Origin of the sequence: Thermaerobacillus caldiproteolyticus (assembly GCF_015326725.1) — a bacterium.
GTDB classification, from domain to species: Bacteria; Bacillota; Bacilli; order Bacillales; family Anoxybacillaceae; genus Thermaerobacillus; species Thermaerobacillus caldiproteolyticus.
The window spans coordinates 3255133-3269921 of record NZ_CP064060.1 but is presented as its reverse complement, the minus strand read 5'-3'; the positions used below and the strand labels follow the sequence as shown (position 1 = coordinate 3269921).

At 42.0% G+C, this 14789-nt stretch carries 19 protein-coding genes; all 19 read right to left on the bottom strand.

The window, feature by feature from the left end; genetic code table 11:
• Positions 1–6 precede the first annotated feature (6 nt).
• On the bottom strand, positions 7–318 hold the full coding sequence (gene rplX, locus ISX45_RS16375; RefSeq protein ID WP_181557424.1) for a 50S ribosomal protein L24: 312 nt from the start codon (positions 316–318) through the stop codon (positions 7–9).
• Between the two features lie 37 nt (positions 319–355).
• Positions 356–724, bottom strand: coding sequence for a 50S ribosomal protein L14 (gene rplN, locus ISX45_RS16370; protein ID WP_181557425.1), 369 nt, complete (start codon positions 722–724; stop codon positions 356–358).
• 44 nt (positions 725–768) lie between these two features.
• On the bottom strand, positions 769–1032 hold the full coding sequence (gene rpsQ, locus ISX45_RS16365) for a 30S ribosomal protein S17 (protein WP_181557426.1): 264 nt from the start codon (positions 1030–1032) through the stop codon (positions 769–771).
• Between the two features lie 23 nt (positions 1033–1055).
• Complete coding sequence (gene rpmC / locus ISX45_RS16360) at positions 1056–1256, bottom strand: 50S ribosomal protein L29 (RefSeq protein WP_181557427.1); 201 nt, start codon at positions 1254–1256, stop codon at positions 1056–1058.
• Positions 1246–1680, bottom strand: a complete 435-nt coding sequence (rplP, locus tag ISX45_RS16355; protein WP_181557428.1) for a 50S ribosomal protein L16 — start codon at positions 1678–1680, stop codon at positions 1246–1248. The genes rpmC and rplP overlap by 11 nt, the downstream gene beginning before the upstream one ends.
• Positions 1681–1682: 2 nt before the next feature.
• Complete coding sequence (gene rpsC / locus ISX45_RS16350; protein WP_181557429.1) at positions 1683–2339, bottom strand: 30S ribosomal protein S3; 657 nt, start codon at positions 2337–2339, stop codon at positions 1683–1685.
• 3 nt (positions 2340–2342) lie between these two features.
• Complete coding sequence (gene rplV / locus ISX45_RS16345; RefSeq protein WP_181557430.1) at positions 2343–2684, bottom strand: 50S ribosomal protein L22; 342 nt, start codon at positions 2682–2684, stop codon at positions 2343–2345.
• A gap of 17 nt (positions 2685–2701) precedes the next feature.
• Positions 2702–2980 carry a 30S ribosomal protein S19 gene (gene rpsS, locus ISX45_RS16340; RefSeq protein WP_181557431.1) on the bottom strand — a complete coding sequence of 93 codons (279 nt, stop codon included), beginning with the start codon at positions 2978–2980 and terminating at the stop codon, positions 2702–2704.
• A 57-nt stretch (positions 2981–3037) separates the two neighbouring features.
• A complete protein-coding gene (rplB, locus tag ISX45_RS16335; protein ID WP_181557432.1) occupies positions 3038–3868 on the bottom strand; it encodes a 50S ribosomal protein L2 in 831 nt (276 codons plus the stop codon).
• Positions 3869–3902: 34 nt separating this feature from the next.
• On the bottom strand, positions 3903–4190 hold the full coding sequence (rplW, locus tag ISX45_RS16330; protein WP_181557433.1) for a 50S ribosomal protein L23: 288 nt from the start codon (positions 4188–4190) through the stop codon (positions 3903–3905).
• A complete protein-coding gene (gene rplD, locus ISX45_RS16325; protein WP_181557434.1) occupies positions 4190–4813 on the bottom strand; it encodes a 50S ribosomal protein L4 in 624 nt (207 codons plus the stop codon). The genes rplW and rplD overlap by 1 nt, the downstream gene beginning before the upstream one ends.
• Before the next feature lie 27 nt (positions 4814–4840).
• Entirely contained in the window at positions 4841–5476 is a 636-nt protein-coding gene (rplC, locus tag ISX45_RS16320) for a 50S ribosomal protein L3 (protein ID WP_181557435.1), read from the bottom strand.
• Positions 5477–5501: 25 nt separating this feature from the next.
• Complete coding sequence (gene rpsJ, locus ISX45_RS16315) at positions 5502–5810, bottom strand: 30S ribosomal protein S10 (RefSeq protein WP_003247558.1); 309 nt, start codon at positions 5808–5810, stop codon at positions 5502–5504.
• A 307-nt stretch (positions 5811–6117) separates the two neighbouring features.
• A complete protein-coding gene (gene tuf / locus ISX45_RS16310) occupies positions 6118–7305 on the bottom strand; it encodes an elongation factor Tu (protein WP_181557436.1) in 1188 nt (395 codons plus the stop codon).
• Between the two features lie 134 nt (positions 7306–7439).
• On the bottom strand, positions 7440–9518 hold the full coding sequence (gene fusA / locus ISX45_RS16305; RefSeq protein ID WP_181557437.1) for an elongation factor G: 2079 nt from the start codon (positions 9516–9518) through the stop codon (positions 7440–7442).
• A gap of 149 nt (positions 9519–9667) precedes the next feature.
• The gene (gene rpsG / locus ISX45_RS16300; RefSeq protein ID WP_181557438.1) at positions 9668–10138 is read right to left on the bottom strand and encodes a 30S ribosomal protein S7; all 471 of its coding nucleotides are present in this window, start codon (positions 10136–10138) and stop codon (positions 9668–9670) included.
• 47 nt (positions 10139–10185) lie between these two features.
• On the bottom strand, positions 10186–10608 hold the full coding sequence (gene rpsL / locus ISX45_RS16295; RefSeq protein WP_027410231.1) for a 30S ribosomal protein S12: 423 nt from the start codon (positions 10606–10608) through the stop codon (positions 10186–10188).
• 104 nt (positions 10609–10712) lie between these two features.
• Complete coding sequence (locus ISX45_RS16290) at positions 10713–10961, bottom strand: 50S ribosomal protein L7ae-like protein (protein WP_181557439.1); 249 nt, start codon at positions 10959–10961, stop codon at positions 10713–10715.
• A 133-nt stretch (positions 10962–11094) separates the two neighbouring features.
• Positions 11095–14697, bottom strand: a complete 3603-nt coding sequence (gene rpoC, locus ISX45_RS16285; RefSeq protein ID WP_181557440.1) for a DNA-directed RNA polymerase subunit beta' — start codon at positions 14695–14697, stop codon at positions 11095–11097.
• Positions 14698–14789 lie beyond the last annotated feature (92 nt).

The following is a 14789-nucleotide window of genomic DNA, read 5'->3' as shown; positions in this document are numbered from 1 at the left end:
TTACGATTATTTATCTAAAATTTCACCGGATTTTTTCGCGTAACGTACTTTTTTACCATCTACGATTTTATATCCTACACGAGTAGGTGTTCCTGTTTTTGGGTCTAAAGGCATAACGTTTGATACGTGAATTGGTGCCTCTTTGCTAATGATACCGCCTTGAGGATTCGCTTGAGATGGTTTTGCGTGTTTTTTCACAATGTTTACGCCTTCTACAAGCACTCGGTTTTTCTTAGGAAACGCCGCAAGAACAACGCCTTGTTTCCCTTTGTCTTTTCCGGAGATTACTTGGACTTTGTCACCTTTTTTTACATGCATCGTAGTTCGCACCTCCTTGAAAGGCTTTCTCTCTTAATTAAATTACTTCTGGAGCTAAAGATACGATTTTCATAAAGTTGTTGTCGCGCAACTCGCGTGCAACAGGCCCGAAAATACGCGTACCGCGTGGGCTTTTATCATCACGGATGATGACGCAAGCATTTTCGTCAAAGCGGATGTAAGAACCGTCTGGGCGACGAACCCCACGTTTTGTACGAACAACGACCGCTTTTACTACTTGGCCTTTTTTAACAACGCCACCTGGTGTTGCTTCCTTAACTGTCGCCACAACAACGTCACCGATGTTTGCATAACGGCGACCAGAACCACCTAGCACTTTAATGACAAGCACTTCGCGTGCACCTGAGTTATCAGCAACTTTCAAACGAGATTCTTGTTGAATCATGTACGAAACCTCCCTTCGGATTTGTTAGCCGATCCGAACCATTATTAAATAATAACTGCTTTTTCTACCACTTCGACAAGACGGAAACGTTTTGTTGCAGAAAGCGGACGAGTTTCCATGATTTTTACGATATCGCCAACTTTTGCTACGTTGTTTTCGTCATGAGCTTTGTATTTTTTGGAGTATTTTACACGCTTTCCGTAAAGCGGATGTTTTTTATACGTTTCTACAAGAACCGTAATCGTTTTGTCCATTTTGTCAGATACGACACGGCCAACGTATACTTTGCGTTGATTGCGTTCACTCATTTCGCGAACCTCCTCTCAAGCATTTATTTATTAGCAGCGATCTCTCTTTCGCGAATAATCGTTTTCATGCGAGCGATATCTTTGCGCACTTCACGAATGCGCGCCGTATTTTCTAATTGGCCAGTCGCCAATTGAAAGCGAAGGTTAAATAATTCTTCTTTCAACGATTTAATTTTTTGTTCAATTTCGGCAGTGGTAAGTTCACGGATTTCTTTAGCTTTCATTTGATTCACCACCAATTTCTTCACGTTTTACGAACTTGCATTTGATTGGAAGTTTGTGAGAAGCAAGACGCAATGCTTCACGTGCTACTTCTTCAGAAACGCCCGCTACTTCAAACATTACTTTACCAGGTTTCACAACTGCTACCCAACCTTCAGGAGCACCTTTACCGGAACCCATGCGCACTTCTAAAGGTTTTGCAGTATAAGGTTTAGAAGGGAAAATTTTAATCCAAACTTTACCGCCACGTCTCATATAACGAGTCATCGCACGACGAGCAGCTTCGATTTGACGGTTTGTAATCCAAGCAGATTCTAATGCTTGTAAACCGAATTCACCAAAATGAACTTCCGTGCCACCTTTTGCACGACCTTTCATGCGTCCGCGATGTTCACGACGATATTTTACGCGTTTTGGCATTAACATGATTATTTTCCTCCTTCCTCAGTTTTCTTTTTAGTAGGAAGGACCTCTCCACGATAAATCCATACTTTCACACCGATTTTTCCGTAAGTTGTATCAGCTTCTGCTGTTGCATAATCGATGTCAGCGCGAAGAGTGTGGAGTGGAACTGTTCCTTCACTATAATGTTCAGAACGAGCGATATCTGCACCACCTAAGCGACCAGATACCATTGTTTTAATTCCTTTTGCACCAGCACGCATTGCGCGTTGAATTGCTTGTTTTTGCGCACGACGGAATGAAACGCGGTTTTCGATTTGGCGTGCAATGTTTTCTGCTACTAGCTTCGCATCCAAGTCTGCTTTTTTGATTTCAAGGATGTTGATATGAACGCGTTTTCCAGTTAATTGAGTTAAAGCTTTACGAAGCGCTTCTACTTCTGTACCGCCTTTACCGATGACCATACCAGGTTTCGCAGTATGAATCGTAATATTTACGCGGTTTGCTGCGCGCTCAATTTCGACTCGAGATACCGCTGCATCAACTAAGCGTTTCGTAATATACTCACGAATTTTAATATCTTCATGTAAAAGGTCTGCATAGTCTTTATCCGCGTACCATCTTGATTCCCAATCGCGGATAATGCCGATGCGAAGACCGACTGGATTCACCTTTTGACCCACTGATTATCCCTCCTTCTTTTCTGAAACAACGATTGTAATATGACTTGTGCGTTTGTTAATCGCGCTAGCACGACCCATCGCGCGAGGACGGAAACGTTTTAACGTTGGGCCTTCATCTACATATGCTTCTGTAATCACTAATTTGTTTACATCCATATCGTAGTTATGTTCTGCGTTTGCAACCGCAGACTTCAATACTTTCTCAATAATTGGAGAAGCAGCTTTTGGAGTGTGGCGAAGAATTGCTACCGCTTCACCTACTTGCTTTCCTCGAATTAAATCGATCACTAAACGAGCTTTACGAGGAGCAATACGGACTGTTCTCGCAACAGCTTTAGCTTGCATAAGTAAGCCTCCTCTCATTAACGTTTTGTTTTCTTATCGTCGCCAGCATGACCTTTAAATGTACGAGTTGGCGCGAATTCACCGAGCTTGTGTCCTACCATGTCTTCTGTAATGTATACAGGCACATGTTTACGTCCATCGTATACTGCAATGGTATGACCAACAAATTGTGGAAAAATGGTTGAACGACGAGACCATGTTTTAATAACTTGTTTTTGCCCTGTTTCATTTAATTTTTCGATTTTTTTCATTAAATGATCATCACAGAACGGACCTTTTTTTAAGCTGCGACCCATAAATGAACCTCCCTTCGTGATTGTTCTACGGTTCTTAAGAACCGTAGTTCAACCCCGTTATTTTTTACGACGACGTACGATAAATTTATCCGATTTGTTTTTCTTTTTGCGTGTTTTGAAGCCAAGTGTTGGTTTACCCCATGGAGTCATTGGTGATTTACGTCCGATTGGTGCTTTACCTTCACCACCACCGTGTGGGTGATCAACAGGGTTCATAACAGAACCGCGGACAGTTGGACGAATACCTAACCAACGAGCACGTCCTGCTTTTCCGATATTCACAAGCTCATGTTGCTCGTTTCCTACTTGACCAACAGTTGCGCGGCAAGCTCCTAAAATCATACGAACTTCGCCCGAAGCTAAGCGAACAAGTACGTATTTTCCTTCTTTACCAAGCACTTGAGCAGATGTACCAGCGGAACGAACTAATTGTCCACCTTTCCCTGGTTTTAATTCGATGTTGTGTACTAATGTACCAACAGGAATGTTTTCAAGCGGTAATGCGTTACCTACTTTAATATCCGCATTTGGACCAGACATGATTTCCATGCCGACTTCTAAGTTCTTCGGAGCGATGATATAACGTTTTTCACCGTCTAAGTAGTGAATTAACGCAATGTTAGCTGAACGGTTTGGATCATATTCGATTGTAGCAACGCGTCCTGGAATGCCATCCTTGTCGCGTTTAAAATCGATAATACGATATTGACGTTTATGACCGCCACCTTGGTGACGTACAGTGATTTTACCTTGGTTGTTGCGACCAGCTTTTTTCTTTAAAGGCGCAAGCAATGATTTCTCTGGCTGATCCGTTGTGATTTCCGAGAAATCAAGAACTGTCATACCACGACGACCATTTGATGTTGGCTTATATTTTTTAATCGCCATGTCGGTTTCCCTCCTTCACTTTTAAACTTTAAGCTTATGCTTCAAATAGTTCAATGTCTTTGCTGTCTGGCGTTAGCGTTACAATCGCTTTACGACGGCGATTCGTAAAACCGCTATAACGACCTACACGTTTGAATTTTCCTTTATAGTTCATGATGTTGACTTTTTCCACTTTTACGCCAAAGATCGCTTCAATTGCGTCTTTTACTTCCGTTTTGTTCGCTTTTACGTCAACTTCAAACGTATATTTTTTTTGAGCTGTTAAATTCATTGAGTTTTCAGTGATAACGGGGCGCTTAATAATATCGCGAGGATCTTTCATTATGCAAGCACCTCCTCTACTTTTTCCACGGCAGCTTTAGTAATGACAAGCTTGTCGTGGTTTAAGACATCAAGAACGTTAATTCCATTTGCCGTAACAACTGTTACTCCCGGAATGTTACGCGCAGATAGTGTAACATTTTCGTTCACATCAGCTGTTACAATGAGTGCTTTACGGTCAACAGAAAGGTTGTTTAAAATTTTCACCATTTCTTTTGTCTTTGGCGCTTCAAGCGTTAAATTATCTAATACAACAATGTTGTTCTCAAGAACTTTAGAAGATAACGCCGATTTAATAGCTAAACGACGAACTTTTTTCGGTAATTTATAGCTGTAGCTGCGTGGAACCGGACCAAATACTGTACCACCACCGCGCCATTGAGGAGCACGAATCGAACCTTGACGAGCGCGTCCAGTACCTTTTTGACGCCATGGTTTACGGCCACCGCCGCTTACTTCAGCACGATTTTTTGTTTTATGCGTCCCTTGACGCAAAGAAGCGCGTTGCATAATAACTGCTTCGAATAATACGTGTTTATTTGGTTCAATACCAAATACAGAATCGTTTAATTCGATTTCTCCAACAGTTGCTCCGTTTTGGTTATACAATGCTACTTTTGGCATTGGATAGTTCCTCCTTTCTTAAAGAAATTATTTCACTTTTGCTTTAACCGCACTTTTAATAACAACTAATCCTTTTTTCGGACCAGGTACGTTTCCTTTAACAAGAATTAAATTGCGCTCTGGATCAACTTTTACAACCGTTAAGTTTTGAACCGTTACACGTTCGCCACCCATGCGACCTGGTAGTTCTTTAGATTTGAATACGCGGTTTGGCGCAATCGGACCCATTGAACCAGGACGACGATGATAACGAGAACCGTGTGACATAGGTCCACGAGATTGTCCATGGCGTTTAATCGCACCTTGGAATCCTTTACCTTTTGAAATACCTGTTACGTCTACAACATCGCCTTCAGCGAAAATGTCAACTTTGACTTCCTGACCAACTTCGTATTCCGCAACGTTTGCCCCGCGGATTTCACGGATGAAGCGCTTAGGTGCAGTATTCGCTTTCGCTACATGTCCTTTTTCTGGTTTATTGGCTAATTTTTCACGTTTGTCTTCAAAACCTAATTGAATCGCCTCATAGCCGTCGTTTTCAATAGTTTTCTTTTGTAAAACGACGTTTGGAGTCGCTTCAATTACTGTTACAGGAATTAAATCGCCATTTTCCGCGAATACTTGCGTCATACCAATTTTTCTACCTAAGATTCCTTTGGTCATTCGTCACACCTCCTATTAAACTAAATTAAAGCTTAATTTCAATATCAACACCAGACGGTAAGTCAAGGCGCATTAATGAATCTACCGTTTGTGGAGTAGGGTTTACGATATCGATCAAACGTTTATGTGTACGCATTTCAAATTGCTCACGAGAATCTTTATACTTGTGAACAGCGCGTAAAATCGTATAAACCGTTCTTTCGGTTGGTAACGGGATCGGTCCAGATACCTTTGCACCAGAACGTTTTGCTGTTTCTACGATTTTTTCAGCAGATTGATCAAGGATTCGATGATCGTAAGCTTTTAAACGGATACGAATTTTTTCTTTTGCCATTATTTTCCCTCCTTCTTCGCCTATTTTAAAAATAGACATTCTCCGTGGAAATTTCCTGACACTCGCCATGGCAAAGCGGCCGGGTGTATCAGCAACCTTCCACTTCATCGCAGTCAAAGACCAACATTAGATATTATACAGATATCAGTGCCCAATTGCAAGTAAAATCTTGTTTACTTACACACTTCTTTTATTATACATGCTGGTATATGCTATTTCAATTCATTGTGGAATTGTTTGAATTTTACTTCATAATACTAAAAAACAGGCTTGTCTTAGACAAGCCTGTTTTAGGTTTAGCTATTAATTACTCAATGATAGAAGATACAGAACCAGCGCCTACTGTACGGCCGCCTTCACGGATAGAGAATTTTGTACCTTCTTCAATCGCGATTGGCGCGATTAATTCTACTGTCATTTCAACGTTGTCGCCAGGCATTACCATCTCTACGCCTTCTGGAAGAGTGATGATACCTGTTACGTCAGTTGTACGGAAGTAGAATTGTGGACGGTAGTTAGTGAAGAATGGAGTATGACGTCCACCTTCTTCTTTAGATAATACGTAAACTTGCGCTTTGAATTTTGTATGCGGAGTGATTGTTCCTGGTTTTGCAAGTACTTGACCACGCTGTACTTCGTCACGAGATACACCGCGAAGAAGCGCACCGATGTTGTCACCAGCTTCAGCTTGGTCAAGAAGCTTACGGAACATTTCCACACCAGTAACTGTTGTAGCTTTTGGTTCATCAGAAAGACCGATGATTTCTACAGCGTCACCAACTTTTAAGATACCGCGCTCAACACGACCAGTTGCAACTGTACCACGACCAGTGATTGAGAATACGTCCTCAACTGGCATCATGAATGGTTTGTCAGTTTCACGTTGTGGAGTTGGGATGTATTCATCAACAGCATTCATAAGCTCAACGATTTTTGCTTCCCATTCAGGGTCGCCTTCAAGAGCTTTTAATGCAGAACCTTTGATAACTGGAACTTCATCTCCAGGGAACTCGTATTCAGATAATAAATCACGTACTTCCATTTCAACAAGTTCTAATAATTCTTCATCGTCTACCATATCGCATTTGTTTAAGAATACTACGATGTATGGTACACCTACTTGACGAGATAAAAGAATGTGCTCACGAGTTTGTGGCATTGGACCGTCAGCAGCAGATACTACAAGGATTGCACCGTCCATTTGTGCTGCACCAGTGATCATGTTTTTCACGTAGTCAGCGTGACCTGGGCAGTCAACGTGTGCATAGTGACGGTTGTCAGTTTCGTACTCAACGTGTGCAGTTGAGATTGTAATACCGCGTTCACGCTCTTCTGGAGCAGCGTCGATTTGGTCGTACGCACGAGCTTCTGCTTTACCTTGTTTTGCAAGAACTGTCGTAATCGCAGCTGTTAAAGTTGTTTTACCATGGTCAACGTGGCCGATTGTACCAATGTTAACGTGTGGTTTAGTGCGTTCGAATTTCGCTTTAGCCATTAGAAATATCCTCCTTATTAATTAAGTGTAATTTTAAAAATTTATAAGTATAGAATGCCTGGGAGCAAATACATAGCATATTTACTCCCAAGTCTTACATAAGTATTTATACTTGAACTATGCCTAGAAATCAATTATTCACCTTTATTTTTTTTGATGATTTCTTCAGCAATGCTCTTAGGAACTTCTTCATAGTGGTCAAATACCATGGAGAATGTTCCGCGTCCTTGAGTATTTGAACGTAATGAAGTTGCGTATCCGAACATTTCAGCAAGCGGAACCATTGCATGTACAACTTGTGCATTACCGCGAGCTTCCATGCCTTCTACACGTCCACGACGGGAAGTGATGTCACCCATAATGTCTCCAAGGTATTCTTCAGGGATAACAACTTCTACTTTCATAATTGGCTCAAGCAACACAGGATCACATTTTGCTGCTGCATTTTTCAATGCAAGAGAGGCAGCGATTTTGAATGCCATTTCACTTGAGTCTACATCGTGGTAAGAACCATCGAATAATTTAGCTTTAATATCAACCACTGGATAGCCAGCAAGAACGCCATTTTGCATTGCGTCTTCAAGACCTGCTTGAATTGCCGGGATGTACTCTTTCGGAACAACCCCACCGACAATCGCATTTTCAAACTCGAAACCTTTTCCTTCTTCGTTTGGAGTGAATTCGATCCAAACATGACCGTATTGACCGCGACCACCAGATTGACGCACAAATTTACCTTCTACTTGTGCAGACTTACGGAATGTTTCGCGATATGCTACTTGTGGAGCACCAACGTTTGCTTCAACTTTGAACTCGCGACGCATACGGTCAACAATGATATCAAGGTGAAGCTCACCCATACCTGCAATGATCGTTTGACCCGTTTCTTGATCTGTCCATGCACGGAATGTCGGGTCTTCTTCTTGCAGTTTTTGTAAAGCTGTACTCATTTTATCTTGGTCAGCTTTTGATTTCGGTTCAATTGCGATCTGAATAACTGGCTCTGGGAATTGCATAGACTCTAACACAACAAGGTGCTTTTCATCACATAGAGTATCACCAGTTGTTGTATCTTTTAAACCTACAGCTGCAGCGATATCACCTGCATATACGGTTGAGATTTCTTCGCGATGGTTCGCATGCATTTGTAGGATACGACCGATACGTTCGCGTTTGCGTTTTGTCGAGTTCATTACATATGAGCCAGAATCTAATGTACCAGAGTAAACGCGGAAGAATGTAAGCTTACCAACATAAGGGTCAGTCATAATTTTGAACGCTAATGCCGCGAATGGTGCATCGTCACGAGATTCACGAACTACTTCTTCTTCCGTATCTGGAACAATACCTTTAATTGGTGGAATATCCACTGGAGAAGGTAAGTAGTCGACAACACCATCAAGCATTAACTGAACACCTTTGTTTTTGAACGCAGAGCCGCAAAATACAGGGAAAAATTCAACGCTAACAGTTGCTTTTCGAATTGCAGCTTTTAGCTCTTCTACTGTAATTTCTTCCCCTTCTAAATATTTCATCATAAGCTCTTCATCAAGCTCTGCTACTGCTTCGATAAGCTTTCCGCGATATTCTTCAGCCATGTCACGATAGTCTTCAGGAATTTCAATACGCTCAATGTTTTTTCCTAGCTCATCGTGGTAGTGATATGCACACATTTCAACAAGGTCAATGATGCCAGAAAATTGATCTTCTGCACCAATTGGCAATTGAACTGGATGTGCATTTGCTTGCAAGCGTTCATGCAATGTTTTTACAGAATACAAGAAATCTGCGCCAATCTTGTCCATTTTGTTAACGAATACAATACGTGGAACTCCGTACGTAGTCGCTTGGCGCCATACTGTTTCTGTTTGTGGTTCTACCCCAGACTGTGCATCGAGTACAGCAACTGCACCGTCAAGTACGCGTAAAGAACGCTCAACTTCTACAGTGAAGTCTACGTGTCCTGGAGTATCGATGATGTTAATGCGGTGACCTTTCCATTGTGCTGTTGTTGCCGCAGACGTGATCGTAATTCCACGTTCTTGCTCTTGTTCCATCCAGTCCATTGTCGCCGCGCCTTCATGCACTTCACCGATTTTATGAACGCGACCAGTGTAGAAAAGAATGCGCTCTGTTGTTGTTGTTTTACCGGCATCAATGTGAGCCATGATACCAATATTGCGAGTTTTTTCCAAGGAGAACTCTCTTGCCATGGTGGTTTTTTCTCCTTCCTTAAGTAAGTATCGTGTTTGAAAAAATCTTTGTAAATATAGGAATATAGGTGAGTGCACGAGAGGGTTCACCTCACGTCGACTTCACCTATTTCCTATTATACAAAAAATGGATTACACAACCATAATGATTACCAACGATAATGAGCAAATGCTTTGTTTGCCTCTGCCATTTTATGCGTATCTTCGCGTTTCTTAACAGCTGCACCTGTATTGTTAGCAGCATCTAAAATTTCATTTGCTAAGCGCTCTTCCATTGTTTTTTCACCACGAAGGCGCGCATAGTTCACTAACCAACGAAGCCCTAGAGTTGTACGACGTTCTGGACGCACTTCAACTGGAACTTGATAGTTAGCACCACCAACACGACGAGCGCGTACTTCAAGAACTGGCATCACATTTTTTAGTGCTTGTTCAAACACTTCCATTGGATCTTTGCCAGTACGTTCACGAATAATATCAAATGCAGTGTAAAGAATTTTTTGTGCCTTTCCTTTTTTGCCATCGATCATAATTTTGTTGATGAGGCGTGTTACTAGTTTAGAATTGTAAATCGGATCTGGTAGCACATCTCTTTTAGCAACCGGACCTTTACGTGGCATAGTTTTTCCTCCTTTCAAGAAAAAATCCTATTTTTCTTTTGTTCTCATTATTTTTTCGCTGCTTTTGGTTTTTTCGCACCGTATTTGGAGCGACCTTGCATACGGTTTGCTACACCAGCCGTGTCTAGCGCACCACGAACGATATGGTAACGCACACCTGGCAAGTCTTTTACACGTCCACCGCGAATCAATACGACGCTGTGTTCTTGTAAGTTATGACCGATACCAGGGATGTAAGCTGTTACCTCGATACCGTTTGATAAGCGTACACGTGCATATTTACGAAGCGCTGAGTTTGGCTTCTTTGGTGTCATCGTACCCACACGTGTGCAAACACCACGTTTTTGTGGAGAAGCAACGTTTGTTTGTACTTTTTTGAAGCTGTTGTACCCTTTGTTTAGTGCAGGGGATTTAGATTTCACAACTTTTCTCGTACGACCTTTGCGTACTAACTGGTTAATTGTAGGCATGATAAATTTCCTCCCTTCACACATAAGTTCAAGCCCACACATCCAGGCGGCTCATTATTTATGCAAAAACAAAGTTTTTGTAGTAAAATCCCACAAAAACAGTTTTAACGAATAATTGCAACAGCAGCAGCTCCTACTTGGATTTTGCATGCTTTTCCAAGTTTTTTCATCGAATCTACTTTTGTTACAGGAACATTCGCTTCTTTTGCTGCCTCCATAATTTTATTAATTATGGCAGAATCAGCATCCTCAGCAAGAATAACTTCCTGCGCTTTTCCTTCTTTCAGAGCTCTCACTGTTTGTTTTGTTCCTACTACGAACTGTTTAGCCTGCAATACTTTTTCATAAGACATATAAAATATCCTCCAAAGTACCAGGTTTTTTGGAACACCTTTATTACATTAACATTTTCTCAAGGCATTGTCAACTCTATTTATAAAAATAATTTGTTACCGACAAGAGCTTCTCTTGTCGGTAACTCGTAAATTATTTATTTGATGTTACTACATCCTCGTCGGCCTTTTTCTTGACTACAGGCTTAATTTTTCGGTAACGAGCCATTCCTGTTCCAGCAGGAACAAGCTTACCGATAATAACATTTTCTTTAAGACCTAGCAGCTCATCACGTTTTCCTTTAATTGCTGCGTCTGTAAGTACGCGTGTTGTTTCTTGGAAAGACGCAGCGGATAAGAACGAGTCTGTCTCAAGCGATGCTTTTGTAATACCAAGCAGCACAGGTCGAGCGGTAGCTGGTCTCTTTCCTTCAAGCAATACTTTTGCGTTTGCATCGGTAAATTGATGCACATCGAGAAGTGTACCCGGAAGCACATCTGTGTCCCCTGCATCAATGACACGAACTTTTCGAAGCATTTGACGAACCATTACTTCGATATGTTTGTCACTAATTTCTACCCCTTGCATCCGGTATACTTTTTGTACTTCACGCAATAAGTATTCTTGGACAGCAGTAATGTCTTTGACTTTGAGAAGTTCTTTCGGGTCAATCGAACCTTCTGTTAGCTCTTGGCCACGCTCAACTTGCTGACCTTCTTGGACTTTCAATCTTGCGTTGTATGGAGCGGTATATGTGCGTGTTTCCACTTCTCCTTTTACAACGATTTCCTGTTGGCGATCGCGTGTTTCATTAATAGAAACAACGACGCCGTCAATTTCTGAAATAACCGCTTGACCTTTTGGATTGCGTGCTTCAAATAGCTCTTGAACACGCGGCAAACCTTGAGTAATGTCGTCTCCGGCTACCCCACCGGTATGGAATGTACGCATCGTTAACTGCGTACCTGGCTCACCGATCGATTGGGCAGCGATGATACCGACCGCTTCTCCGACCTCTACTTCTACACCAGTCGCTAAGTTGCGACCGTAGCATTTTTTACATACGCCGTGTCTTGTATTGCATGTGAATGCGGAACGAATCCACACTTCGTCAATTCCCGCTTTAATAATCTCATTGGCGATATCTTCTGTAATCATCTCATTTTCTCGAACGATGACTTCGCCCGTTTCTGGATGTTTCACCGTTTTTCTTGCGTAACGACCGACAATACGCTCTTCTAGTTTAACAATGACTTCTGTTCCATCTGTTAACGCTCTTACAAGCATACCGCGGTCTGTACCGCAATCATCTTCTCTAACGATAACATCTTGAGCAACGTCAACAAGCCGTCTTGTGAGATAACCAGAGTCTGCTGTTTTAAGTGCCGTATCCGCCAGACCTTTACGCGCACCGTGCGTAGAGATAAAGTACTCTAATACCGTTAAACCTTCGCGGAACGAAGATTTAATTGGCAACTCGATAATTCGACCTGCTGGATTGGCCATGAGACCGCGCATACCCGCAAGCTGCGTAAAGTTTGACGCGTTACCGCGAGCACCAGAGTCGCTCATCATAAAGATTGGATTTCGCTTATCCAATGATTCCATTAGCTTGCTTTGAATTTTATCTTTCGCTGCACTCCAAATGGAAATAACGCGCTCATAACGTTCTTCATCAGTAATTAACCCGCGTCTAAACTGCTTTAAGACCGTATCGACTTTCGCTTGTGCTTCTTGTAAAATTTCTTGTTTTTCCGGCAATACGACGATATCGGCAACGCCGATGGTAATACCCGCTTTCGTTGAGTATTGGAAACCAAGATCCTTCATGCGGTCCAACATTTTTGATGTTTCCGTGATTTTGAAACGCTTAAATACTTCCGCAATGATGTTTCCAAGAATTTTTTTCTTAAATGGAGGAACAAGCTCGCGTTTGCGAATTTCCTCTTTTACATTTACACCTTTATCAAGGAAGTACTTATCAGGAGTACGTTCCTCTAGGTTTTCTTTTGTAGGCTCGTTAATGTAAGGGAACGACTTCGGTAAAATCTCGTTGAAAATTAATTTACCGACGGTCGTAATTAATAATTTATTATTTTGTTCTTCTGTGAACGTTTCGTTTTTCAATGAACCTGCATGAATGGCGATGCGGCTGTGAAGATGTACATAGCCGTTATGGTACGCCAATAACGCTTCGTCCGTATCTTTAAATACCATTCCTTCACCGATGGCACCTTCGCGTTCCATTGTTAGGTAGTAGTTTCCTAATACCATGTCTTGCGAAGGAGTAACAACCGGTTTTCCGTCTTTCGGATTCAAAATATTTTGCGCTGCAAGCATGAGTAAGCGAGCTTCCGCTTGTGCTTCTGCAGATAACGGAACGTGTACCGCCATTTGGTCACCGTCGAAGTCAGCGTTATACGCTGTACATACGAGCGGATGCAAACGAATCGCACGGCCTTCGACAAGCGTAGGCTCAAACGCTTGAATACCGAGTCTGTGCAACGTTGGGGCGCGGTTTAAAAGTACCGGGTGTTCTTTAATTACAGATTCTAACACGTCCCATACTTCCGGATGTACACGCTCAATTTTCCGTTTTGCACTTTTTATGTTGTGCGCTAATCCTCTTTCAACCAATTCTTTCATAACGAATGGCTTAAACAATTCAAGCGCCATTTCTTTCGGTAAGCCGCATTGATACATTTTTAAGTTCGGCCCTACCACAATAACGGAACGACCAGAATAGTCAACACGTTTACCGAGCAAGTTTTGACGGAAGCGTCCTTGCTTACCTTTCAACATATGGGATAAAGATTTTAGTGGCCGATTACCCGGACCTGTCACTGGACGACCGCGGCGACCGTTGTCGATTAACGCATCAACCGCTTCTTGAAGCATGCGTTTCTCGTTTTGCACAATAATGCTTGGTGCACCAAGATCTAAAAGACGTTTCAATCGATTGTTGCGGTTAATGACGCGACGATATAAATCATTTAGGTCAGATGTCGCGAAACGACCGCCATCTAATTGAACCATTGGACGTAATTCAGGCGGAATGACCGGAAGTACGTCTAAAACCATCCATGCCGGATCGTTCCCAGAGTTGCGGAACGCCTCTAACACTTCAAGACGTTTAATCGCCCGAGTACGTCTTTGGCCTTGAGCAGTTTTTAATTCTTCTTTTAATGCTTCGACTTCTTTTTCAAGATCAATATCTTGAAGAAGTTTTTTAATCGCTTCTGCTCCCATGGACGCTTGAAATGATTGACCGTATTTTTCACGATACGCGCGATATTCCTTTTCAGAAAGAAGTTGTTTTTTCTCAAGCGGCGTATCGCCTGGGTCAGTTACTACATAGGAAGCAAAATAAATCACTTCTTCCAAAGCGCGTGGAGACATGTCTAAAACAAGTCCCATACGGCTTGGGATTCCTTTGAAATACCAGATATGTGAAACAGGAGCAGCTAGTTCAATATGTCCCATGCGTTCGCGACGAACTTTAGCGCGGGTTACTTCAACACCGCAACGGTCACAAACAACACCTTTATAACGTACGCGCTTATATTTACCACAATGACATTCCCAGTCTTTCGTTGGACCGAAAATGCGCTCACAGAACAATCCGTCTTTTTCTGGCTTTAATGTACGATAGTTAATTGTCTCTGGTTTTTTTACTTCACCGTACGACCAAGAACGAATTTTTTCTGGTGAAGCAAGTCCGATTTTCATATACTCAAAATTATTTACATCTAGCAAGGGGCCTACCTCCCTCTTCGTCTCTAGGTTTTACCCTTATTGCTTTTAAAACCGTTACACGATTGAAGTTAGCACGTTTATTTTTGTTCCAC